The sequence below is a fragment of the Vibrio sp. HS-50-1 genome (assembly GCF_024747315.1).
GTDB classification, from domain to species: domain Bacteria; phylum Pseudomonadota; class Gammaproteobacteria; order Enterobacterales; family Vibrionaceae; genus Vibrio; species Vibrio diabolicus.
Genome location: NZ_JAMPZF010000048.1, coordinates 529,423 through 552,234 on the forward strand (window position 1 = coordinate 529,423; position 22,812 = coordinate 552,234).

Annotated in this window: 20 protein-coding genes and 1 pseudogene; 13 read left to right on the forward strand and 8 right to left on the reverse strand. The window is 45.6% G+C overall.

The features are described 5' to 3' along the window. Positions 1-35 precede the first annotated feature (35 nt). The 5 genes from NDJ01_RS21625 (at position 36) to NDJ01_RS21645 (ending at position 6,188) form a co-directional block, all read left to right on the forward strand. Positions 36-1,280 (forward strand): ABC transporter substrate-binding protein, encoded by a 1,245-nt coding sequence (locus tag NDJ01_RS21625; RefSeq protein WP_145534754.1) that lies wholly within the window; start codon positions 36-38, stop codon positions 1,278-1,280. A gap of 80 nt (positions 1,281-1,360) precedes the next feature. Beyond that, complete coding sequence (locus NDJ01_RS21630; RefSeq protein ID WP_005392594.1) at positions 1,361-2,182, forward strand: ABC transporter ATP-binding protein; 822 nt, start codon at positions 1,361-1,363, stop codon at positions 2,180-2,182. A 9-nt stretch (positions 2,183-2,191) separates the two neighbouring features. After that, positions 2,192-3,394: a phenylacetate--CoA ligase family protein gene (locus NDJ01_RS21635; protein WP_258587323.1), complete on the forward strand. Its 1,203-nt coding sequence runs from the start codon at positions 2,192-2,194 to the stop codon at positions 3,392-3,394. Between the two features lie 124 nt (positions 3,395-3,518). After that, positions 3,519-4,124 (forward strand): TPMT family class I SAM-dependent methyltransferase, encoded by a 606-nt coding sequence (locus NDJ01_RS21640; RefSeq protein WP_258587324.1) that lies wholly within the window; start codon positions 3,519-3,521, stop codon positions 4,122-4,124. Between the two features lie 150 nt (positions 4,125-4,274). After that, positions 4,275-6,188, forward strand: a complete 1,914-nt coding sequence (locus NDJ01_RS21645) for a BCCT family transporter (RefSeq protein WP_048624916.1) — start codon at positions 4,275-4,277, stop codon at positions 6,186-6,188. A 91-nt stretch (positions 6,189-6,279) separates the two neighbouring features. On the opposite strand, the gene NDJ01_RS21650 is transcribed toward NDJ01_RS21645, so the two are convergent. The 3 genes from NDJ01_RS21650 to budA are packed head-to-tail and all read right to left on the reverse strand — an operon-like array spanning position 6,280 to position 9,553. Next, positions 6,280-7,038, reverse strand: a complete 759-nt coding sequence (locus NDJ01_RS21650; protein WP_005392589.1) for an SDR family NAD(P)-dependent oxidoreductase — start codon at positions 7,036-7,038, stop codon at positions 6,280-6,282. Continuing rightward, positions 7,035-8,738: an acetolactate synthase AlsS gene (gene alsS / locus NDJ01_RS21655; RefSeq protein ID WP_258587325.1), complete on the reverse strand. Its 1,704-nt coding sequence runs from the start codon at positions 8,736-8,738 to the stop codon at positions 7,035-7,037. The genes NDJ01_RS21650 and alsS overlap by 4 nt, the downstream gene beginning before the upstream one ends. 29 nt (positions 8,739-8,767) lie before the next feature. Further along, positions 8,768-9,553, reverse strand: a complete 786-nt coding sequence (gene budA, locus NDJ01_RS21660; RefSeq protein ID WP_258587326.1) for an acetolactate decarboxylase — start codon at positions 9,551-9,553, stop codon at positions 8,768-8,770. Positions 9,554-9,650: 97 nt separating this feature from the next. Between budA and NDJ01_RS21665 the strand changes: the two genes are divergently transcribed. The 5 genes and pseudogenes from NDJ01_RS21665 (at position 9,651) to NDJ01_RS21685 (ending at position 13,836) form a co-directional block, all read left to right on the forward strand. Next, a complete protein-coding gene (locus NDJ01_RS21665) occupies positions 9,651-10,532 on the forward strand; it encodes a LysR family transcriptional regulator (protein WP_258587327.1) in 882 nt (293 codons plus the stop codon). A 129-nt stretch (positions 10,533-10,661) separates the two neighbouring features. Continuing rightward, a complete protein-coding gene (gene hxpB / locus NDJ01_RS21670) occupies positions 10,662-11,318 on the forward strand; it encodes a hexitol phosphatase HxpB (protein ID WP_053807854.1) in 657 nt (218 codons plus the stop codon). A 102-nt stretch (positions 11,319-11,420) separates the two neighbouring features. Next, on the forward strand, positions 11,421-12,380 hold the full coding sequence (locus NDJ01_RS21675) for a TIGR04141 family sporadically distributed protein (protein ID WP_258587328.1): 960 nt from the start codon (positions 11,421-11,423) through the stop codon (positions 12,378-12,380). Next, positions 12,364-12,968: pseudogene (locus NDJ01_RS21680) on the forward strand (TIGR04141 family sporadically distributed protein). The gene NDJ01_RS21675 and the pseudogene NDJ01_RS21680 overlap by 17 nt, the downstream one beginning before the upstream one ends. Before the next feature lie 112 nt (positions 12,969-13,080). Further along, the gene (locus tag NDJ01_RS21685; RefSeq protein ID WP_048624921.1) at positions 13,081-13,836 is read left to right on the forward strand and encodes a PhzF family phenazine biosynthesis protein; all 756 of its coding nucleotides are present in this window, start codon (positions 13,081-13,083) and stop codon (positions 13,834-13,836) included. 69 nt (positions 13,837-13,905) lie between these two features. Here NDJ01_RS21685 and NDJ01_RS21690 read toward each other — a convergent pair whose 3' ends face one another. Genes NDJ01_RS21690 through NDJ01_RS21700 form a run of 3 tightly spaced genes read right to left on the reverse strand, consistent with a single transcriptional unit; the run spans position 13,906 to position 16,455 of the window. Beyond that, positions 13,906-14,034, reverse strand: a complete 129-nt coding sequence (locus tag NDJ01_RS21690; RefSeq protein ID WP_015313385.1) for a DUF2474 domain-containing protein — start codon at positions 14,032-14,034, stop codon at positions 13,906-13,908. Between the two features lie 20 nt (positions 14,035-14,054). Further along, on the reverse strand, positions 14,055-15,062 hold the full coding sequence (gene cydB, locus NDJ01_RS21695) for a cytochrome d ubiquinol oxidase subunit II (protein ID WP_258587329.1): 1,008 nt from the start codon (positions 15,060-15,062) through the stop codon (positions 14,055-14,057). Positions 15,063-15,090: 28 nt separating this feature from the next. Further along, positions 15,091-16,455 carry a cytochrome ubiquinol oxidase subunit I gene (locus tag NDJ01_RS21700; RefSeq protein WP_258587330.1) on the reverse strand — a complete coding sequence of 455 codons (1,365 nt, stop codon included), beginning with the start codon at positions 16,453-16,455 and terminating at the stop codon, positions 15,091-15,093. Between the two features lie 136 nt (positions 16,456-16,591). Here NDJ01_RS21700 and NDJ01_RS21705 point away from each other — a divergent pair, with 136 nt between their 5' ends. Next, positions 16,592-18,025: a PLP-dependent aminotransferase family protein gene (locus NDJ01_RS21705; RefSeq protein WP_309474517.1), complete on the forward strand. Its 1,434-nt coding sequence runs from the start codon at positions 16,592-16,594 to the stop codon at positions 18,023-18,025. A 9-nt stretch (positions 18,026-18,034) separates the two neighbouring features. On the opposite strand, the gene NDJ01_RS21710 is transcribed toward NDJ01_RS21705, so the two are convergent. Beyond that, positions 18,035-18,583, reverse strand: coding sequence for a sugar O-acetyltransferase (locus tag NDJ01_RS21710; RefSeq protein WP_074190546.1), 549 nt, complete (start codon positions 18,581-18,583; stop codon positions 18,035-18,037). Between the two features lie 248 nt (positions 18,584-18,831). Then, complete coding sequence (locus NDJ01_RS21715) at positions 18,832-19,152, reverse strand: DUF1840 domain-containing protein (protein ID WP_031427956.1); 321 nt, start codon at positions 19,150-19,152, stop codon at positions 18,832-18,834. A gap of 132 nt (positions 19,153-19,284) precedes the next feature. On the opposite strand from NDJ01_RS21715, the gene NDJ01_RS21720 reads away from it, so the two are divergent. Then, a complete protein-coding gene (locus NDJ01_RS21720; RefSeq protein WP_309474518.1) occupies positions 19,285-20,121 on the forward strand; it encodes a phosphate/phosphite/phosphonate ABC transporter substrate-binding protein in 837 nt (278 codons plus the stop codon). Between the two features lie 11 nt (positions 20,122-20,132). Beyond that, positions 20,133-22,754 (forward strand): ATP-binding protein, encoded by a 2,622-nt coding sequence (locus NDJ01_RS21725; RefSeq protein WP_258587332.1) that lies wholly within the window; start codon positions 20,133-20,135, stop codon positions 22,752-22,754. Positions 22,755-22,812 lie beyond the last annotated feature (58 nt).

The following is a 22,812-nucleotide window of genomic DNA, read 5'->3' on the forward strand; positions in this document are numbered from 1 at the left end:
AGTGGAATATACCTCAATAACAAGGACAACGAGTTATGAACAAAGGACATTTAGCGACAACGTTGGTGCTATCTTCGGCACTGTTTACTACCGCAACTTGGGCAAAAGACTCTGTATTCGTCGGGCAATTGGTCGACTTTTCCGGACCAACGGCGTATGTGAGTAAGCCTTATGGTTCTGGCGTGCGAGACGCATTGCGCTGGATTAACCAAAACGGTGGTATTAACGGTACTGAGCTCGAATTTGAAACGGTAGACATGGCGTATAAGGTGCCAGTAGCCATTTCCAACTACAAACGTTGGGTGGCGCGCAAAAACATGGTTGCGCTGCAAGGCTGGGGGACTGCGGATACCGAAGCACTGATCTCGTTTGTGACCAAAGACAAAGTGCCGGTGTTCTCTGCTTCTTACTCTGGTCACTTAACTGACCCAACCGGCAAGAACCCTAAAACCGCGAAACCAGCGCCTTACAACTTCTTCTATGGTGCATCGTACTCGGATGCCTGTCGTGCACTGGTGAAGTGGGCGAAAGAAGATTGGGAGTCAAAGGGTAACCAAGGTGCGCCGAAATTTACCCACATTGGTGATAACCACCCCTTCCCGAATGCACCAAAAGAAGCGTGTGCAGAATATGCAGAAGAGCTTGGTTTTGAAGTGCAAAACCCAGTCGTTGTGTCACTAAAACCAGGGGACTTCAAAGCACAGTGTCTGTCACTTAAAGAGTCTGGCACCAACTACGGTTACATTGCCAATATCGGTAGCTCGGTTATCTCGCTAGTGAAGTCTTGCAACACGGTTGGTACTGAGTTCCAGTACATGGCGAACATTTGGGGCGGTGACAAGCCAGTACTTGAAGCGGCGGGTGACGGCCTTAAAGATTACGTTTTCCCTGGCATGACGGCGTTTTGGGGAGACGATAACGAAGGCATGAAACTGGTTCGTGAAATTTCTAAACAGTCTGAATCAGAGCCGGGCGAGTTTAGAACTCACCACTACATTCGCGGCATTTGTTCTGCGTTCTACATGAAAGAAGCGATGGAATGGGCGAAAGACAACGGTGGCATTACGGGTGAAAACATCAAGAAGGGCATGTATGTCCATGACAACTGGGTCCCACAAGGCTTAGAAGGTGTTTGTGTACCTGCGAACTGGAAGCCGGAAGATCACCGTGGCACAACAACCGTGAACGTGTTTATGGGTAACAACAACGGCGGCGCAGTCGATATTAAGAAAGTGTCCCAAGTGACATTGTCACGTCGTGACGATTGGCTAGGTTACTAATCGACGACTTATTAATAACAAAGCTTACTGAAAATAAGGATGGGTGAGAGAACACTCTCACCCTAGCAAGGAGTAGCTTGATGGCTGAATTAGCAACGAATATCGAACCGGCAGAAATACTGCTTTCAGTGAACAACATTGAAGTCGTCTACGACGAAGTAATACTAGTACTTCGCGGTGTGAGCTTAGAAGTTCCAAAAGGGCAGATTGTGACCTTACTGGGCGCCAACGGTGCGGGTAAATCCACGACGTTAAAAGCCATTTCTGGTTTGTTGAAAACCGAAGATGGTGAAGTGACGCGCGGCGAAATCAACTTCATGGGCGAGCGCATAGACAACAAAAGCCCGGAAGAGATCGTCCGTTCGGGCATCTTCCAAGTTATGGAAGGGCGCCGAATTGTTGAAGACATGACGGTGATAGAAAATCTTCGCTTAGGCGCTTACACGCGCACGGACAACGAAGTCGAGCAAGACATCGAAATGGTGTTTGATTACTTCCCTCGTCTTAAAGAGCGCACCGGTCTAGCGGGTTATTTGTCAGGTGGTGAGCAGCAAATGCTAGCGATTGGTCGTGCACTGATGGCTCGCCCGAAAATGATCTTGTTGGATGAGCCGTCGATGGGGCTTTCGCCGCTGTTGGTGAAGGAGGTGTTCAGCATTATTAACAAGATTAATAAAGATCAAGGCATTACCATGCTTTTGGTTGAGCAGAATGCCAACTTTGCCCTTCAAGCGGCCGATTACGGTTACATCATGGAATCAGGCAAAATCGTACTGGATGGCAGCAAGCACGAACTGCTAAACAATGAAGATGTGAAAGAGTTCTACCTTGGCGGCGGCGATGAAGATCGCAAGAGCTTCAAGAATCTGAAATCTTACAAACGTCGTAAGCGTTGGTTATAAGGAGCAAGGATGAACGAACTATTTGATGCGAAAGAATCGTTGTCTCCGCAGGCACGAGAAGAATCGCTGTTTCAACGTCTGCCGACACTGATTGAAAGTGCAAAAGCCAACAGCGAACATTATGCGGCGCATTTTGCTGAGTTAGAGCCTACGTTGGCAAATAATCGTGAAGGGCTTACCCAGTTTCCGGTTACGCGCAAATTCAATATGCCAAACCAACAGCAACTTAAACCGCCGTTTGGTGGTTTAAATAGTGTTGCGATTGGTCAGATGGCGCGTGTATTCCAATCACCGGGGCCGTTGTATGAGGCACAAACGGATGAGATGGATTTCTGGCGTATGGGGCGCGCGTTTCACGCGGCTGGATTTAGTGCGGGCGATTTAGTGCATAACACGCTCTCTTATCATTTCTCGCCTGGTGGATTTATTATGGATGGTGGCGCAAGAGCTTGTGGCTGCGCGGTATTTCCGGCGGGTGTCGGGAATACCGAAGCACAAATTGAAGCGATTAAACAGCTGCAGCCAACGGGTTATACGGGCACGCCTTCTTACTTGCTGACGTTGCTACAAAAGTACCAAGAACAATACGATGAGTCGCCGAGTTTTACCAAAGCGCTGGTCTCTGGTGAAGCGGTCACCGCAGACATGCAACAGATGTTTGAGGACAAAGGCATTGCAGTCTCTCAAGCCTACGCAAGTGCAGAGCTTGGTTTGATTGCTTATCAAGTGTCTGGCGAGCAAGGCTTGGTGATTGCCGAAGATATCATCGTGGAAATCGTTAATCCTGATGGCATTCCTGTACAACCGGGAGAAGTCGGCGAAGTGGTCGTGACATCGCTCGATGAGAAGTTTCCGCTGATTCGCTACGCAACGGGAGATTTATCGGCATACCTAGAAACGGGCTCGGATTCGCCACGCATGAATGCGCGAATTAAAGGCTGGATGGGGCGTGCGGACTCAGCGGTGAAAGTGAAAGGCCTGTTTGTTTATCCGCATCAGATCCAAGAAGTCTGTCGTCGCCACGATATTAAAGGTTCTTTGAAAATTGAGCGTGATGGCTTCAACGATACCATTACTTTCTGCTGTCATGATGTTCATGTATCAGCAGAGGACATTCAAGCAACACTCCAGTCTGTCACTAAACTGAAAGGCAATGTCCAGTTTGTACCGAACCAAGCGGAGCAGCCGTTAATCAATGACCTGCGCAGTTAACCCATCATTGTAAAACGCATTTATAAAAAGCTAACAACGTAAAAATCAAAGGCTAGGAGAGGGGATACCACATTGTGCTGCGTATCCCTTTCTTTTTGTGCCAGTACAATCAGGAGGGCGATAAATGAAGCAGGCACCGACCATCAATCAACAGTTTTGGGATAATTTGTTTACCCAAGGCACCATGCCGTGGGATGCCAAAACCACACCTCAAGAGCTAAAAGCTTACCTAGAAAACGCGCTTCATAGCGGTCAATCTGTATTTATCCCTGGCTGTGGTGCTGCTTATGAACTCAGCTCTTTTATTCAATATGGGCATGATGTGATCGCGATGGATTACAGCCAACAAGCAGTAAAAATGGCGCAATCGACGTTAGGCAAGTACAAAGATAAAGTCGTGCTGGGGGATGTATTTAACGCTGACTCTACGCACTCATTTGATGTGATTTACGAGCGTGCCTTTCTCGCTGCACTACCGAGAGACCAGTGGCCAGATTATTTTGCTATGGTGGATAAATTGCTGCCAAGAGACGGTTTGTTAATTGGTTATTTCGTTATAGATGATGATTACCACTCTCGCTTCCCTCCATTTTGTTTGCGAAGTGGGGAGTTGGAGGGTTATCTAGAACCGGCGTTTAAGCTTGTGGAATCCTCAGTGGTGGCAAACAGTGTTGAGGTTTTTAAAGGTAGAGAGCGCTGGATGGTGTGGCAGAAAAGCTGCCGTATTTAAACGCTATGGCATCAAATAATGAATACAAAATCAGCGTCACATAATGCATATTTTAAAGACAATTATTCTTGTGGTAACGATAAGTGTTGTGAATTGGCGAAGTTGTGAGAAATGTAGATCATGTCCTTTGAAAATATAAGGATATATAATATGGACAAATCATTTTCTCTCATCGATAAGCCTACCTTCTTAGGCTCACTCTTTCTTTTACTCAGCGTTGTTATACCTTTAATTTTATTTCCCACACAAGGTGCGGATTGGATAGCTTCGGCCAAATTTTTCATGACCGATAAGCTTGGTGTGTTATACCTCGCACTGGGTATCGCAGCAATGTGTTTTATGATTTACACCGTGTTCAGCGATCTTGGCCAAATCAAACTTGGTGAAGCCGACGAGCAACCAGAATTTGGTAACGCCTCATGGGCTGCAATGCTATTTTGTGGAGGTATTGGCGCAAGTATTCTGTATTGGGGGTGTATCGAGTGGGCATACTACTATCAATCACCACCATTTCAGTTGGAAGCAGGCAGTGAAGAAGCTATTCGCTGGGCCGCGACTTATGGTCTGTTTCACTGGGGACCGATCGCTTGGTCAATTTACCTTATTCCTGCTCTACCTATCGCTTACTTCTTTTATGTACGCAAACAACCTGTTTTGAAAATCTCTAGTGCGTTAATGCCTGTATTAGGAGAAAAGCGTGCAAACGGTGGTATTGGCAAGTTTATTGATGTGCTGTTTATTTTTGGTATGTTGGGTGGAGCGGCGACTACGCTTGGCTTAGCAGCGCCTCTTATCAACGGTGGTCTACATCATATCTTCGGTCTTCCAAACAATACCTTCAGCCAAGTGGCTGTATTACTTCTCTGTACTGCGATTTTTGGTTACTCCGCGTATGCAGGGCTTGAGAAGGGGATCAAATTCCTTAGTAACATTAACTTCTGGGGTGCGATGGGCTTGTTACTCTTTGTACTCGCCGTTGGGCCAACCGTATTCATGTTAGAAACAGGCTTAGATTCTATTGGTCGTATGTTGTCTAACTTCTTTGTTATGGCTACCTGGGCGGAGCCGTTTGGTGGTTATGGTGAGTTTACAGATACACACTTCCCGCAAGACTGGACTATTTTCTACTGGGCATGGTGGTTGGTCTTTGCTCCTTGCATGGGATTGTTTGTTGCGCGTATCTCGCGTGGAAGAACGATCAAACAGATGGTCGTAGGTTCTATATTTTACGGTTCTTTAGGTTGTTTCTTATTCTTCATTGTTTTAGGTAACTACGGTTTATCGTTGCAATTGACGGGTGAGCTTGATGTCATCGCAATCCTCAACGAATCGGGCGCACCGGCGGCTATTTTTGCAACGCTAGACACATTACCGTTAGGGCCAATCGTTATTGGTGTTTTTACACTGTTGTGTATCATTTTTACGGCGACGTCGTTTGACTCTATCTCGTACATTCTTGCGTCTGTGGTTCAAAATGATGTGACGGAAGAACCGATGCGCTGGAACCGTTTGTTCTGGGCGTTTACTTTGTCTTTTCTGCCAACCGTCCTAATGTTCATGGGAGGTTTATCGACATTACAAACCGCTGCGATCGTGGGAGGTTTACCGTTGTTAGTTATCTCGGTGATGTTGATGGTGTCCTTTGTTCGCGCGGCGAGCCTAGATATTAAACATCAAGCAGAATACGAAGAGCCAACCATTAACATTGAAGAACTGCCGGAAATTGACCCTTGGTCAACAGAGGGAATGGCTTTGGCGAAATTTGAGCGCTTTAAAGACTTAGCTCAACAGGCGGCTGAAGAAGAGCGCGAAGCAATGGCGGCCCTGATGAGCATGCGTAAGAGAATTCGCGCATTTGCCTTAGAACACAGCTGTGAATCTGGGTTTTCGGACCATCATTTACCAGAAGAGATGCAAACAGAGCTACAGCAACTAACCGAAGCGCTTGAGTTGGCTCAACAGAAGAAGCAAGAACTGTCTGAACAAGCCCAAGAATCTCGAATGGAGTTTAATCATGTGTTATTAGGCGGCGCGTCGGCAGGTTTAGCAACGTCGCAGGCTTAAGAACAGACACACAAGAGCCGAGTACAAACTCGGCTCTTTTTTTGGCGTGGATACCTTACAGTTAAAAATTCTGCTCAGTCAGTGTTAATGCTTATACTATTTTAGGTTGACCATCTGATGCGGTGGCACCGCCGTCTACAGGTAGGTTTACGCCATTAATGAAAGATGCGTCATCACTTGCCAAGAAAGTCACGACGGACGCAATTTCTTCAGGTTCGGCGGCTCGGCCGAGCGCAATGCGCTCATTGAATTTATCGCGGATTTCCTGCGGCCAGCCGTTCGTCATGTTGGTTTTTACTAAGCTTGGGCATACGGCGTTAATTCTTACACCCTCCGCACCATGGTCCAATGCCATCGCTCTAGTCAGGTTGACCACAGCGCCTTTACTCGCGCAATAGAATGCGGCACCCCAGTCACCACCCAAACCAGAAACGGACGCGGTATTCACCATACAACCTTTCGTTTTTAAGAGTTCAGGTAACGCAAACTTTGCGCAATAAACGACGCCGTCAATGTTTACACCAGAGATCTTCTTCCAGTCTTCCACACTACCTTCAATCACTGAACCAGGGACATGTACGCCAGCATTGTTTACTAAAATATCCAGTTTACCGAAACGGGTAACAACATCAGAAATCAGTGCTGCGACTTTGTCTGGATCAGAAACGTCAATGGAATGCGCAGACACGCGCTGTTTATCAAAGCCCTCAACGGCGTTTGCCAACTGCTCTTCATTCCAATCGGCAAGAGCGACGTTTGCGCCTTCTTCATACAAACGTTTTGCGATGGCCAAACCAATACCATTGGCAGAACCAGTGACGAGTGCGACTTTATTTTTTAATCCTCTCATGCGATTTCTCCTTCGAAACTTACAAAAACGGGATCTTGATTTTTCTCTGTGCGCGGCAACATCAGTTTGTCGTTGTCGCTGTAATCTACGGGGATAGCCACCACTGCTGGTCCTTCAACGTCCATGGCTTTATTCAATGTCGGTAGCAATTCGTGTTGACTAGTCACTGCGAAGCCTTTCGCGCCAAATGCCTCGGCGTACGCCTTGAAATCAATTGGTCCAAATTTCACACCAGAGCAGCGCTGATATTTGTTGATCTCTTGCATTTCTACCATGTTGTAGGCGTTATCAACCCACACAATATGGACGATATTGCAGTTCAGTCTAACCGCGGTTTCTAACTCCATGCTCGATTGCATAAAACCGCCATCTCCCGATATCGATACCACTTTGCTACCAGGTTTTAGTAGGCTGGCACCAATGGCCCATGGCAGTGCAACGCCCATCGTTTGTTGGCCGTTAGACACCAGCATTTGGCGAGCTCGAAAACAGCTTAAGTAACGAGCGATCCAGATGTGGAAGCTCCCCATATCAAGACATAGCGTGGTATCTGGTGTGATGATAGATTGCATGGCTTTAATCAGTGCCAGTGGATGAAACCCTTGCTTGTTATAGACATTGGGATAGGTCTTGATCACTTGCCGTTGCAGTGCTACCTCTTCCAGTACTGAAAGTGCCGTTGGGGAAAGACGAGCATATTCAGAGATATAGCTGCCCATTTTGTCTAATGACTGCGCAATGTTTCCGACGATTTCAACACAAGGCTGATAATTAAGTTGGTATTCTGCCGGTTCAATATCGAGATGAATCACTGGGTTGCGGTGGCTGTTCCAAAGCTCAGGGTCATACTCTATTGGGCTAAAGCCGATGGTGAGAATTAAATCGGCATCACGCAGTAAAACATCGCCGGGTTGGTTGTTAAATAAACCAACACGACCAGCAAAGTGGTGATAGTAGTTGATGTCTACCGTTCCGGCGGCTTGGTAAGTGCCGACAACGGGTAGCTGCGTATTTTGAAGAAATCGGGCGATAGCAGCAGCGTTTTGGCTGCGGCTCGCGTGAAGGCCAAGTAAAACCACACAACGCTTTGCTTTACTGATTCGACTGACCGCTTCTTCGATTGCTGCGATGTCTGCGCAACCATGCTGTGTGTAAGGCGAGGGGACAATAATGTCCGTTTGGGTTTGCTCGGATAAAACATCTTGGGGGAGACTCAAAAAGCAAGCCCCAGGACGACCTGACTCTGCGATACGAAATGCGTTCGCCATGATCTCGCTTGCGGCGTCCACATGCTGCACTTCAGCACTGAACTTGGTTATAGAGCGAAAAATACTGACGGTATCCATGCTCTGGTGTGTTTGTTTTTGCTGGTCAGTTCGTTTCACAGCACCACCGATAGCAATCAGCGGATCGCCTTCGGAGTTTGCTGTTGCCACCCCTGTAACTAGGTTTCCACAGCCTGGACCTGACGTAACCATTGTGACGCCTGCTTTGCCGGTTAGTCTTCCCATAACGCCCGCCATAAACGCGCCGTTAGCCTCGTGACGTACCGGAATCATTTGGATGTTAGTGTCTTCAATCGCATCGAACAGTCGATCGATTTTTGCACCGGGAATACCGAAAATGTACTTAATGCCGAGAGACTCTAGCTGTTGAGCGATCAACTGAGCTCCATTTTTATTTGAAGGTTTGGATTGCATTTGTTGTCCTTATCATTTGCCTGACTTTGTTACTTTTCCGCCTTTTCTATGGCGGTATTTATATCTTCTGGAGCCAAATTGGCACTGAGGAAGTCTGTCGATAGTGGTGTATCAATCACTAGCCGCGAGACTTTGCCAATCTGGAGGAACCCTGACGAAATGCTGTAATCCTGAATATGACCACCTCCTTGGCGGTCATCGGTAATAAAGTGTTCGTGATAGCCGGGTACATTGATGCCAGTCGTATATTTAGGACTGCGAAAGCCGGCGACCACGCCTTGCTTATGCGTGAAGCGGAACGTTGGTTGTTCTTTGACCACTTCAAGCATTGGCCGATAAGGGCGTGTTTGTTTAGGTACGGTGCGAGTACGAACTGAATCGAAAACGCCATCAATGCGCACTGCGCAAAATAGGTTATCGCTTGGAACCATGTCGTCTATGAGGCTATGGACTTCATGACGTGACATGCGCGATGTCAGTGGCAGCTCGATATCAGGCTTAAAAAAAGTCATGACAGCAAAGGGCGTTTTTTGCGCCAGATCTGCCGGGTTTGCGGAGCCATCCGACTTGAGTTGAAAAACTTCCTTATCAAAAGCAATCAACTCACCATCCAGTTCATTGAATGTACCTAAACCAAAATCCCCATGTTTCAGCAGTTCTTCTATGGTTGTTGAGCCTTCGTAAACACCAGCGATCAAAGCACTCATTAACGAAGTCTGATAAATCTCACCATCTCCGGTAACGTGATGGTATTCAGAAAATTCTTTCGCTACTTCAAGCGAACAAGCACATAGAGGGTTATAAAATCCACGCATGAGTAAGACCAGTTATGCAATGAAGAGTATATTTAGATTGACTTCTACACGGTGCTAAATCCAATATAAAAAAGATTTATTTTGATATGGAAAATATATGGAATTTCGCTACCTGAAGTATTTTGTCGCGGTCGCCGAGACTCGTCACTTTACCCGAGCCGCTGAACAGTTAGGGATTGCGCAACCTCCTTTAAGTCAACAAATCAAAAAGTTAGAGCACGAGCTTGGTGTGGACCTATTTAAGCGCTTGTCTAGAGGGGTAGAACTGACCCATGCGGGGCAAGTCTTTTATACGGATGCGGTAAATATTCTTGCTGATGTGGAACGCGCTAAAGCAAAAGCCCGACAGATTGCCCGTGGTGAAAATACGCAGGTTAAAATTGGGTTCGCGACGTCAACATCAACCTGCATTAAGGTATTAGAGAGGGTGGGGCGTATTCAAGAGAATGGGGTTCATTTACAGGCGGCGGAACTGTCAATGCCAGAGCTTGCCGCTCAGTTAAAAAGCAAACAACTTGATCTCGCAATCATGCGGCTACCCTGTTACGCCAGTGAGCCTTTTGAGCACAAGGTGTTGTTTAACGACCCGTTTGTCGCTGTGATTCCGGCGGGGCACGAACTGGCAAAATATCCCTGTATCCAGATGAAACAGTTGAGAGGCCATAAAATTTTACTGTTTCCACGAGAGACTGGACCCGCATTGTTTGATGGCATGAGCACACTTTTTGCCGACGCAGGAGTAAGGCTCGAACCACAGTTCGCAGCACCGCAACTTCGTACGACGATTGCCATGGCGCAGGCCGGGTTAGGTATCGCTCTCGTTCCGCGCTCACTGGCTGAACATCTCGATGATTCCGCGACAGTCGCCGAGATTGATGATATCCCTCTCACTAGTCGTGTTGTTGTTGCTTGGGAGGCATTTAATCTCAATAAACAAGCGTTGAAAGTAGCCATGAACATCGGTCATGTTGAGGTTTAAAGATGAGTCATCGAACTGGCTCTGATAGCCACAGGCAAATGTGATACTCTCCCTCGTTATATGCAAAGCCATGCTTTGGTTGAATAGACAAATCTTACTCAACGAATAGAACTTACTGAGGATGTACCAATGATATACGCTGCGGTCTTTGATATGGACGGGTTGCTGATTGATTCAGAACCTTTGTGGAAGGAAGCGGAAAAGCAGGTGTTTTCATCAGTTGGCGTCCAGGTAACCGAAGTACTGTCAAAGCAGACTGCAACGATGACGACAGATGAAGTAACAAGGTTTTGGTATGAACGTAATCCTTGGCAAGAAAAGAGCCTAGAAGAAGTAGAGAATGCTGTTGTGGATAAAGTGGAGGCATTAATAATTGAAAAAGGATGCGAATTAGAGGGTGTTACAGAAACACTCAAATTGCTTAAGGAAAAAGGGTTTAAGATAGGGCTGTCTACTAATTCACCTTATCAACTCATTCCCACGATTTTGAACAAACTCGGTATTGCCAGTTACTTTGACGCGATATCATCCTCAGACGATGTAGAACAGGGCAAGCCAGAGCCAGATGTCTACCTTTCAACAATCAATAAACTAGGTGTAGATTCAAGTAACTGTATTGCCTTTGAAGACTCTTATTCGGGTATGCTTGCGGCAACACGAGCAAACATAAAAACAGTCGTGATACCTCAACCTGATAAGTTCTACCAAGAGTTTAATGAAGCCAGTCTAAAGCTGCAAAAGCTATCAGAGTTTAATGAAAGCCATTTAGTGGATTTAATAGGATAAAGCTATTCATTACGATTGGTAATATTTATGACAGATGTCATACCATATGGAGAACTTTGATGAGATATTAGTTGCTTATGTGTAGGAGTGGTGAGGGATGAAATGAAGCTTAATGTCGTTGCATATTTGATCAAAGAAGGCTACGAAGAGGCCGATATAATCAACCCTAAGAAAAATGCTAGAAAGATAGAGGTTAGCATAAACGATAGCTCCAATAGTCTTTACATTAAAAATGCTAGATCTAAGCCTAAATGGAGCGATATTTTTACCATCCACCCTGACGTTGATGATTCTATGTTTTATGCTGAGAGCATATGTGGAGTGTTTTTGGTAGAAGCAGAGGGAAGGTTAGTCGCTTTTACATTCGGACACGCCAAGTCATTACTTTTTCAGCATGTAATTCAGCGTGGCTTCGGACTGAGAGTATCACTCAATATTGGTGATTCAGAGCAAATCAAATCAATAGATAAGTCAACATTAGACAAAGTTGCACTTAAGACACGCTCTCAAACTTCAAAAAATACGAACGTTTCAGATTTTGACTTCGAGTTTGATCACGAAATTCTAAAGTCAATATCTGCAGTTGTTGATACTGAAGGTGATGAACTAGAAATTGTTTCAGGTTACGATTCTGTATCCTTATATACAAAAGTAAGTCTTGAGGAGCTACCTAAAATTGCTGATAGGATAATGTCTGCATATGCTTCGGATAAGTATTTGTCTAATTACCCTTGGGTCGATTTTATACAAGCTGTAACTGATCCAGAAACGATTTCAATATTAAATGACAAGATTGTTCAACAGTTTAGTTCCCAAGCTTATAATTCAATTTGGATTGCATGCCCTGAAATAATGGATTATGGGGACTTTTCAGGTTTTGCTTATACAACAAGAGCCAAAAAAGGTTGTTCAGTTTGTCTGCACCCTGAGCTTGATTTGGAGTTGTATGTGAAAGAAGCCAAGTTGAAGCTTCCTACAAGCGTGGAGACATTAAAGCGCAAACAAGTTTACGCCTATAACTCTGCTGAGATTCAAGTCATGGTCAATTTTTCGTTGTCTTAATGGAGAAGTAGAGTTAGAAGGTGATGTATTCGTCTTAAATGATTCTCAATGGTATAGAGTTGAAAGAAAGTTCAGTGATTCGGTTAATGAGTATTTCAAACATTTACCTAGGTCGAAAATCGACTTCCCACCATACGGAACTCTTACTGAAGGTGAGTATCTCAATAAAATTGCAGATGGTGAAAACTTTGCCCTTTTAGATCAAAAATGGATCTACCCTCAAGGTATAGGAACTCGAATAGAGTTTTGCGACTTACTTTCTCAATGCAATGCTTTTATTCATGTTAAAAAATATGGTGCATCTTCGGTATTGAGTCATTTATTTTCACAAGCAACGGTTGCAACTGAGCTTTTGTTAAATGATAACTCAGTGCTTGCACAAGTTAACAAACACTTAGACGATACTTATTTGAGTATTGTTTTTAATAAAGATGAGTCACCGCGTACACATAGAGTTGTTCTCGCAATTATGCACAAGAAGAAAGGTGAAGTGCACTTGCCATTTTTTCAAAAGTAAACCTGCGTCATCACAGTAGACGGTTACAAAACATGGGTTTTACGGTTGAACTAGCCAAGATAGATGCATAAAAAGACTAACAAAGCATTTGAGAGGGACTCCCGAGGCTTGTCATTTTTTGGTTTCGGGTTAATGATAGCGTTGTTCACAACTTAGTGCAGCGTTAAACCGCAAGGATGATGGATGATTAAAGCGCAAGTATATGATGTATTTTGTGATGAATTGGCTCAAGGTAACCCTTGTGGCGTTGTCGAACTAAATCACTGGCTGAGTGATTCTGAGTTACTTCAAATCACTCATCAGGTCGCTCAACCTGTCACATCATTTGTGGTTCAGTCTGGCAGTGACTACCACATTCGCTGGTTTAGCCTAGAAGGAGAGATCAACCTATGCGGACACGGAAGTTTGGGCGCAGGCGCTGCAATCATTTCCAACTATCATCAGAATGAGGTCATTCTAAAAAGCCAATATGGTCATATTACCGTTACTGAACTGGATGGAATGTATCGGATAGTGATGCCAAGTTGGCAAGCAAAGCCTCATGTAATCCCCTTGGATATTTCAGGCTTCTCAAATCGCCCCGTAGATGCTTTTACAACGCGTGATTTGGTTGTTGTTCTCGAATCCGAAGATGATGTTGCTCACTATAAGCCTAACTTTGATGAGCTGATTAAAATTGATGAGTTTCATGCAGTCATCGTGACGGCTCAAAGCTCTGATAGTGGCTATGTGCTGCGTTACTTTGCACCTAAAATCGGTATTTCAGAGGATCTTGCCACAGGCTCAGCTCAGTGCTCATTGGCACCTTATTGGTTTGAAAAGCTGGGCAAAGAAAAACTGATGGCTCGCCAGCTATCTCGCGCTGGTGGCTATTTTGAAGTGGCTCGCGGTTCTGAATCTACTATCGTATTGTCTGCACACGTGAAAAGTCGGACTTGAATGTAAACGCCTCTAGCTCTTACACAAGATCTAGAGGCTTCCATTTTTTATTGACTTAAAAGTGCCGAGCTAAGATTTTAACCCTGCAGCGGTCATCATGACGCGAAACAGCATTGATACGAACCCCAGAGCTAGCACACTGGCCGCCCAGATCCCAACCATCCAAGCCCACTGGCGGCACCAATTTTTGATTTTCATACTCACTCCTCATTAACTCGTTAATGGTACGCTTCGCCTTCTTTTACTTTTCCGGAGAAGACGTAGTAACTCCAAAAGGTGTAAGCCAGAATTATCGGGATGATGATCACCGCTCCAACGAGCATAAAGCGCTGACTGCTTGCAGGAGCCGCTGCTTCCCATATTGATATGCTAGGAGGAATGATATTTGGCCAGATACTGATGCCAAGCCCTGCGAACCCGAGAATCACGATCACTAGCGCCATCACGAAAGGGCTGCGCTCTTTACGCTTTTTAACGGAGTCAGCAATCTTCAAACATACCAGCCCAGTAATGACAGGTACGGGCAATAAGTAGAACAAATTAGGCAGAGAAAACCATCTTTCCGCAATGGCAGGGTAAGCAAGTGGGGTCCAAGCGCTCACAATGACTAATGCGGAGATCATCGCCAGTAGAGTTTTGTTAGTGAAGCGGTACATCGTGTTTTGCAGTGCACCTTCCGTTTTCATGATGAGCCATGTGCTACCAAGCAGTGCGTACGTTGCGACTAAACCCAAACCACAAAAGATGGGAAAAGGGCTGAGCCAGTCTAGTTGGCTACCTACGAAGACGCGGTTTTCCACCGCAAAGCCTTGAATTACCGCGCCAACAACGATGCCTTGGAAAAACGTGGTTAAAATCGAGCCGACCATAAAAGAGCGATCCCAGAACTTTAAGTGGTTTTCCAATGCTTTAAAGCGAAACTCAAATGCTACGCCACGAAAGATCAAAGCAATCAACATCAGTGTTAAAGGGATGGTTAGCGCTTCAATAATTACTGCGTAAGCCATGGGAAAAGCGCCAAATAGAGATGCACCTCCAAGCACAATCCAAGTTTCGTTACCGTCCCAAACAGGCGCGACACTGTTGACCATGACGTCTTTTTGTTTTTCATCCTTGATGAAGGGCATCAGTATTCCAATACCCAAATCGAAGCCGTCCATGATGATGTACATCAAAGTGGCAAAAACGATGATCGCGAACCAAATCATGGATAAATCAAAATGCATATTTTCTACCTTCACTTTGTGACAAATTCTAGATGCGGCCTGAAACGGTCGTCATGTCGTGCTCATCGTGTTCGATTGCATCGGGGCCTTTCTTGATTTGGTGGATCATGTAGTAATAACCAAAACCAAATACCAAGCTGTATACAACAAGGAAACACAGCAGGCTGATGCTCATTTGTAGGTCTCCGTGTGCAGAAACCGCATCACGCGTTTTTTGTACGCCATACACGATCCAAGGTTGCCGACCAACCTCTGTCGTAAACCAGCCAGCGAGTATTGCGATAAGACCAGATGGCCCCATAAACAATGAAAACTTGAGGAACCAACGCGAGGTATAAAGCGTGTTCTTTTTTCGTAACCACATGCTGTAGAAGCTTTGAAAAATCATCAGAAGTCCTAGTCCGACCATGATTCGAAATGACCAAAAGACGATAGGTGAGTTCGGTCGTTCCTCTTTCGGGAAGTCTTTCAGCGCCGGGATTGGCTCAGTTAAACTGTGGCGTAGGATCAAACTTCCTAGAACAGGAATTTCTAAGGCATAGTCTGTGCGTTCTTGTTCCATGTTTGGCATTCCGAACAAAATCAATGGGGTTGGTTTGCCATCACTGTTATCCCAATGTCCTTCGATGGCAGCGATTTTGGCGGGTTGGTGTTCCAAGGTGTTTAACCCGTGCACATCGCCAATCACGGCTTGGAGTGGCGCAAGGAACACTAAGATCCCGAGCGACATCGAAAACATGGTCTTTACCGCAGTCGATTGATTGCCTGTCAATAAATGCCAAGCTGCTGACGAGCCTACAAAGAGTGCAGAGCTGACAAAAGCCGCGATGCTCATGTGCGCCAAACGATAAGGAAATGAAGGATTGAAAACGATAGCAAACCAGTCGGTTGGTACCACGCGTCCGTCGACAATTTCATAGCCTTGTGGCGTTTGCATCCAACTGTTGGAGGCGAGAATCCAGAAGGTCGAAATGATCGTGCCTAACGCCACCATCGAGGTTGCAAAAAAGTGCAGCTTTTCGCCGACGCGACGCCAACCAAATAGCATCACGCCAAGAAATCCAGCTTCGAGAAAGAAAGCCGTTAACACTTCATAAGTCAGTAATGGGCCAGTGATAGAACCAGCGAAGTCGGAGAAACCACTCCAGTTGGTGCCGAATTGATAGGCCATGACAAGACCAGATACAACGCCCATCCCAAAGTTAACTGCAAAAATTTTCGACCAGAAGTGATAGAGCTTTTGGTAATCGGGATTACGTGTTTTTAGCCATAAGCCTTCCAGCACGGCGAGATAGGTGGCCAAACCTATGGTGATAGCGGGGAAAATAATATGAAAGGATACCGTAAAGGCGAACTGTATCCGTGCAAGCATAAATGCGTCGAGGCCAAACATTAAACTTCCTTTGATCTTTTAAGTTTTATGAGAGAGCTATTTTAAAAGGAGCGGAATGAGGGAAGTAGGTACAGACAGTGACTATAAACCTATAACAGATTAAATATTGAAGTGTTATTATTTTGCATTCGGCTTTATGGAAGGGGGTTTGCGTTTGGCGAAGTATCAAGAGTTAGTGGAACAGCTTAAAAGGCAGATAAAATCGGGGATATGGCACCCGGGTGACAAACTGCCTTCTCTGCGTCGCCAATCTGAACACTCGGGTTTGAGCTTGATGACGGTATTGCACGCTTATCAAATTCTGGAATCTCAAGGCTGGGTCACCTCACAGCCGCGCTCTGGTTATCGAGTCGCTCCCAATATTAAGAGTTCAAATGAACCCCAAGCGCCAGCCGCGGTTTCGTGGACAGAGCAGGTAGACATCAATGAGTTTATATTTGATGTGCTGCAGGCGAGTAAAAATCCATCCATGATCAATTTTGGCTTTGCCTATCCAGATCCAAGTTTGTACCCACGCTATCACGTGAATCGGGCGATGAGCGCAGCCGCTCGCAATATGCCGATTTCCACCACCTTTGATAACTTACCTCCAGGAAACGAACAATTACGCACCATCATCGCGAAGCGTTATGCTGCGAAAGGCATTGAAATTTCACCCGATGAAATTGTCATTACGGCAGGCGCGCTGGAGGCGTTAACGCTCAGTTTGCAAGCCTGCACAAGACCGGGAGATTGGGTGGTTGTGGAGTCGCCTGCATTCTATGGCGCATTGCAATCCTTAGAGCGGTTAGGTTTGAAAGCGCTCTCAGTAAGAACAGACCCAGTCACGGGTATTGACCTAGATTCATTGGAACGAGCGCTGCAAACACACGATGTGAAAGCATGTTGGCTGATGTCGAACTTCCAAAATCCTCTGGGTTTTACGCTCTCCAACGAGAAAAAACAAAAGCTGATTGAACTGACACAGCGATATAACGTGCCAGTGATTGAAGATGATGTGTACAGCGAACTGCATGCCGGGAATGACTCGGTTTACCCACTAAGAATGTTTGATGACACGGGCAATACCATGTTGTGCTCCTCGTTTTCAAAATCATTAATCGCAGGGCTACGTATTGGTTGGGTTGCGGCGGGAAAGCGGGCGCTAGAGGTACAAAAGTTACAGTTAATGAGTACGTTAGCGACGAGTGCACCAGTACAAATGACATTGGTGCACTATTTAACAAGCCGCAATTATGAATCGCATTTGAAGCAGTTACGGAAAAAGCTGTTTGAACGTAAAAGTAAGATGACGGATCGGCTTAGTGAGCTGTTACCTGAAGAAGTCAAAGTGTTAAGCCAAAGCGGCGGGTACTTTATTTGGTTAGAGCTTCCCAAGCATATCGACGCCTTGCAGATATATCGAGAAGCGCTAAAAGACAATATCAGCATCGCACCGGGAAAGATGTTCAGCCTGACAGAACAATACGATCACTGTATTCGTCTTAACGCTTCTTTTGAGCTCAATGACAAATACGTCCATGCTCTCAATCTGCTTGCCAACATTATTCGCGAACATTTGGCAAAATAGCGACTTTCTTCAGTTTTTTGGTTTAATGGAGCGCGCCGGATTTCCAGCAACTCGATCGCCTGGCGCAACATCTTTGGTTACGACAGAGCCAGCGCCGACGACGGCCTCATCGCAAATGGTCACGCCTGGCAGTATGATTGCGCCCCCACCAATCCAAACGTTATTGCCGATTTTGACCGGTTTGGCGATCTCATCTCCGGCTAAGCGTCTTTGTGTATCGAGTGAATGAGCGGCTGTGTAAATTTGCACTCTAGGCCCAATCATGACGTTCGCACCAATCTCAACCTGTCCATTGTCCAGAATAATGGCATCCCAGTTGATGTAGGTGTTTTCCCCGATGGACAAGTGACAACCGTAGGTAAGTTGAAGCGGTGGCTCTATACAGGCGCTGTTTTCTAATTGGACGCCCATTTCCGCCAATAGTTGTCTACGGATATCTGGGTTTGGCTCGTGGTTAAATTGGAAGACAAGCTGCGCAGTGTTGGCGCGCATTAGCTTTAGTTCTTCATCCAGGCAATTATAGGTTTCTCCAGAGCGCATCCGAGTCAGTTCTGACATAACAATCATTCCATTAATGGTTTGCAGTTGAGGCCACAATGATAAGTGAGTGTTTCAGTCAATAGGGGATTTTTATTATAAAATCAGAGGCTTATCACTGATTTATATTCAATAGGTTAGTTTTGAGTAAGCACTCGTTAAGAGTCATTCAAATAGAGGAGTGAAGTGAATTGGGTGAGTTCCTTTTAGCAGGGGAGGAAAGTATAGATTGGATGTTGCTTTCCTCTCCACAGCTTGATTTGGAGCATTTATTGGCTGTCCCACATCACTTCGCATTCTTCTTTAATAGCCGATTTTAAAAGCTCAATAAGTGGAAATGCTCTGCGTCCTAAACTGACCGTTTGTTCCTCTTGCTCCTCATCTTCTTCCATTGCTTGACTGTTGTTCTGCTCTATCGCTTCTTGTGCTGCGAGAGCGGAGGTCAATCTAGATAGAGCATCAGGGATGTCTTGAGCGGAAATTGACCCTGGTACTGAGCCACTATGCCCCATCATTTTGATCATCTTTATCGCAATATCGCCAAACATAGTGACGTTCGAGTGGCTATGGCAACGAAATGTAATAAGCATTTACCTGCTCCTGTTGTAGGTGTTCATTTGAGTATAAATGGTATCTGAGACACGAGGCAATTTAATCCGATAATTCGCAATCTTTCAGATAGCTATCTATCTTTAACGAAAGACAAACATAAGGAGATGATTTTGTTGAACTCCCAACTAAAGACGTTGATTTGGCGGCTTCACAAGCGAATATTTACGTTGCTTATGGTGTTATGCACATGGTCACCTTCTGTCGTTGCTCAACCTTCCATTGTTTTTGGTGTCGTACCGCAACAGTCGGCGACCAAACTAGTGCAACAATGGCAGCCATTACTGCAACGCTGGGGAGATCTTGCTGGCGTTGAGATTAAGTTTGCCACGGCACGTGATATTCCCACGTTCGAAGCACGCTTGATGGCTGGAGCCTACGACATTGCATACATGAACCCATATCACTTTACGTTGGTGAATCAAAACCCAGGTTATACGGCTTTAGCAAGAGCGAAGAATAAGCGCATCACAGGCATTATTGTAGCAAGGCGAGGGAAGTCGGTTTCCCTTGATGAGCTGCAAGACAAGACCATCGCTTTTCCTGCCCCACGAGCATTTGCTGCTTCTATCATCACACAATCAGAGTTGGCGCGGAAAGGCATCAAGTTTACGCCTAAATACGTCGGTTCGCACGACTCAGTCTATTTGGGGGTACTTAAAGGTTTGTACATTGCTGGTGGTGGCGTGAAGCGTACCTTTGAGAGCTTACCGAGTGAAATAAAAGACCAACTTAGCATCATTTATACAACTGCTGGTTATACGCCTCATGCTATTGCGGTTTCAAATAATGTCGATGAAGAGATTACTCTTGCCTTACGAAAGGCAATTTCGCAACTTAATGACGATCCAAAAGCACAGGAGAGTTTTACTTTACTCAACATTGACGGGTTACAGCTTGCACAAGACCAAGATTGGCAAGATGTTGTTCAATTGGGAATCTCAAGATAAATGGTTGTCCTATGACGCTGCGTTCGAAAACGATACTTGGCATTGCTCTTATTGAGGCCCTTGCGCTCGGTGTACTCATCATTAGTGGGCTTAATTGGTTGGAAAGTTCCAACGAGACTAGCCTCGAGGTTGGGAGCCAACACTTGGTGAGTGTATTTGCTCAGGCGTCGAGAGATGCGGTGATTGCGACGGACTTAGCCTATCTAGACAGTTTTGCTCGTTCTGTCGTGAGTGAGCGCGAGCTGGCTTATATTCGTATTGTTAACCAAGATGGCGTCGAGCTGACGCTACAGGGGGATTACAGCGGTGTTGATACTGGTGTGAGACCGTTTGATGTGACCGATGGAGTTTACGATGTTGCGCAGGAGATTACTCTTGGAGAGCAGGCTTTCGGTAAGGTTGAAATGGGTGTGAATGTTGAACATGTACATCAAGTTCTTTCATTTGCGACTCAAGCAAGTTTGGTTATCGCCTTTATTGAAATGTCGCTGGTGGCCATGTTTTCGTATGCTCTCGGTAGCTATTTGATGAAGCGGCTCGATCTTCTTCGTACTGGAGTAATCAAGGTTTCACAGCAAGGTCCGGGTTCGCAAATTTCGATTTCAGGCAATGACGAAGTTACACGTGTTGGCGAAGCGTTTAACCAAATGTCACGCTCTTTAGCGCAAGCGCAAACTAAACTTCAGCAAGAGCATCAAACCCAGCAACAGTTATCGGCCAAAATATCGCAGCTTGCTGAGGTTGCTGAACATGCGCGTGATACCATTATCATTACTCACCCTGACGGCACTATTGCATGGGTAAACCCTGCGTTTGAACAGCTAACCGAATATACGTTGGAAGAAGTTATTGGCAAATCGCCGGGCGAGTTACTCCAAGGGCCAGACACAGATCCAAATACGGTGGCATTGCTCTCAAAAAGTGTCCGTAAGCACTCTCCTATTAGGGTTGAAATACTCAACTACACCAAGTCGAAGCACCCGTATTGGGTCGAGTTGGAGCTCTCTCCTGTGTTTGATGAAGATGGCGGGCTGTTACGTTTTATTGCGGTAGAGCGTGACATCACCGACAGGCGCAGGATGGAGAGGCGTCTGTCGTCTGCTTTAGATAAATCGAAAAAGGCGATGCAAGCCAAATCGGAATTTTTGGCGAACATGAGCCATGAGATTCGTACCCCAATGAACGCGATCATGGGGATCAGCGAGATATTGCTTGAGAACGAAAACCGTCGAGAGCCAAGGGAGTTATTACTCTTGCTGCACAAATCTGCCAACAACCTTGTGACGATCATTAACGACATCCTCGACTACAGCAAAGTAGAAGCGGGCAAGTTGACGTTAGTTGAAGAGGAGTTTGATTTGCGTTCACTCGTCGAGAGTTGCACCGCTTTGTGTGCCTATCAGGCGGATAAAAAGAACCTCAAGTTGTTGGTTGATATGCCATTGGCCATGAATACGGTCGTGGTCGGTGATAAAGGTCGGATTAATCAAATCTTGCTTAACTTGATCGGTAATGCGGTGAAATTCACGGATGAAGGCCATGTGCTACTCAAAGTCAGAGAAAGTGAGCACGGTTTTGATTTTTCCGTGAGTGATACGGGCATTGGTATTCCCGAAGACCGATTGGCTCATATTATGGATAAGTTTGAGCAGGTCGATACCTCCGCGACAAGACGTCATGAAGGTACAGGCTTGGGGTTGGCAATCTCAAAACGTTTGATCAGCATGTACAACGGCGAGCTTTGTGTGCATTCAGATTTTGGCAAAGGGTCGTGTTTTAGCTTTAGTTTGCAGTTGCCTAAGCAAAGTCAGCTTCTTTCCGATCCGATAGAGCTGAGTGCAAATCGACTATTGTTGATTGATGATTATCAACCGCGCGTGCAACACTTGATACATTTAGCTCAAGAGATTGGCATTGAAGTTACTCATGCCAACGACTGGTCAACTGCGCAGTCTTTGGGTAAAAAATTGGATGGTTTTGATCGTATCCTCGCGAGTGTAAACAATGCTCAAGATAGAGATGCGCTCTATGAGCTTGATGCGATAGAATCCGCCGCCAAACGGGTAATGTTTCTTGCACCTTGCGTGATGGAGGAAGGGCATGCTTGGTCGTGCGAGCGGGATCGTTTATTGCCGCAACCGGTCACGCAGCATAAACTGCAAGCTCTGTTTTCTACTAAGACACAAAAGCGTCGAGAACTTTCCTCAGATGAGACCCCTAACTTTTCTAGCCTGCACCTATTAGTCGCAGAAGACAGCCATATCAATCGAATATTGATTGAAAAAATGTTGCAAGACACAGGTGTTAAACTGACGTTGGCGGAAGATGGTGTTGAAGCCGTTGAACTTTATAAACAGCTTTCTCCGGACTTGGTGATTACCGATATTTCTATGCCAAACAAAGATGGTTTTGGCGTGACAAAAGACATTCGTGAGTTACAGGAAAGTGGTGCGTTTCCTTGGTGTCCAATCGTTGCGTTTTCCGCACATGCGATGCAAGAGCAGCAACAAAAAAGTATCGCATTAGGTATGGATGATTACCTGACAAAACCAGTTCAGAAAAGTGATTTGCTTAATATGATCGCGAAGTGGGGATGCCATACCCTTGCAGAGGAAAAGCACGCCTCTGTTTAGTGTTTCGGTTAGATTAAATCGGCTCAAAAAAACGAGCATGTTATTAAACATGCTCGTT

What these genes read in the sequence shown, in the direction of transcription:
- budA (WP_258587326.1), bottom strand. Translation starts at nt 9,553, where the DNA reads ATGCGTGGATTTTATAACCCTCTATGTGCTTGTTCGCTTGAAGTAGCG.
- alsS (WP_258587325.1), bottom strand. Translation starts at nt 8,738, where the DNA reads ATGCAATCCAAACCTTCAAATAAAAATGGAGCTCAGTTGATCGCTCAA.
- NDJ01_RS21685 (WP_048624921.1), top strand. Translation starts at nt 13,081, where the DNA reads ATGATTAAAGCGCAAGTATATGATGTATTTTGTGATGAATTGGCTCAA.
- NDJ01_RS21665 (WP_258587327.1), top strand. Translation starts at nt 9,651, where the DNA reads ATGGAATTTCGCTACCTGAAGTATTTTGTCGCGGTCGCCGAGACTCGT.
- NDJ01_RS21630 (WP_005392594.1), top strand. Translation starts at nt 1,361, where the DNA reads ATGGCTGAATTAGCAACGAATATCGAACCGGCAGAAATACTGCTTTCA.
- NDJ01_RS21700 (WP_258587330.1), bottom strand. Translation starts at nt 16,455, where the DNA reads ATGTTTGGCCTCGACGCATTTATGCTTGCACGGATACAGTTCGCCTTT.
- NDJ01_RS21690 (WP_015313385.1), bottom strand. Translation starts at nt 14,034, where the DNA reads ATGAAAATCAAAAATTGGTGCCGCCAGTGGGCTTGGATGGTTGGGATC.
- NDJ01_RS21675 (WP_258587328.1), top strand. Translation starts at nt 11,421, where the DNA reads ATGAAGCTTAATGTCGTTGCATATTTGATCAAAGAAGGCTACGAAGAG.
- cydB (WP_258587329.1), bottom strand. Translation starts at nt 15,062, where the DNA reads ATGCATTTTGATTTATCCATGATTTGGTTCGCGATCATCGTTTTTGCC.
- NDJ01_RS21705 (WP_309474517.1), top strand. Translation starts at nt 16,592, where the DNA reads ATGGAAGGGGGTTTGCGTTTGGCGAAGTATCAAGAGTTAGTGGAACAG.
- NDJ01_RS21725 (WP_258587332.1), top strand. Translation starts at nt 20,133, where the DNA reads ATGACGCTGCGTTCGAAAACGATACTTGGCATTGCTCTTATTGAGGCC.
- NDJ01_RS21640 (WP_258587324.1), top strand. Translation starts at nt 3,519, where the DNA reads ATGAAGCAGGCACCGACCATCAATCAACAGTTTTGGGATAATTTGTTT.
- hxpB (WP_053807854.1), top strand. Translation starts at nt 10,662, where the DNA reads ATGATATACGCTGCGGTCTTTGATATGGACGGGTTGCTGATTGATTCA.
- NDJ01_RS21645 (WP_048624916.1), top strand. Translation starts at nt 4,275, where the DNA reads ATGGACAAATCATTTTCTCTCATCGATAAGCCTACCTTCTTAGGCTCA.
- NDJ01_RS21635 (WP_258587323.1), top strand. Translation starts at nt 2,192, where the DNA reads ATGAACGAACTATTTGATGCGAAAGAATCGTTGTCTCCGCAGGCACGA.
- NDJ01_RS21710 (WP_074190546.1), bottom strand. Translation starts at nt 18,583, where the DNA reads ATGTCAGAACTGACTCGGATGCGCTCTGGAGAAACCTATAATTGCCTG.
- NDJ01_RS21625 (WP_145534754.1), top strand. Translation starts at nt 36, where the DNA reads ATGAACAAAGGACATTTAGCGACAACGTTGGTGCTATCTTCGGCACTG.
- NDJ01_RS21715 (WP_031427956.1), bottom strand. Translation starts at nt 19,152, where the DNA reads ATGCTTATTACATTTCGTTGCCATAGCCACTCGAACGTCACTATGTTT.
- NDJ01_RS21650 (WP_005392589.1), bottom strand. Translation starts at nt 7,038, where the DNA reads ATGAGAGGATTAAAAAATAAAGTCGCACTCGTCACTGGTTCTGCCAAT.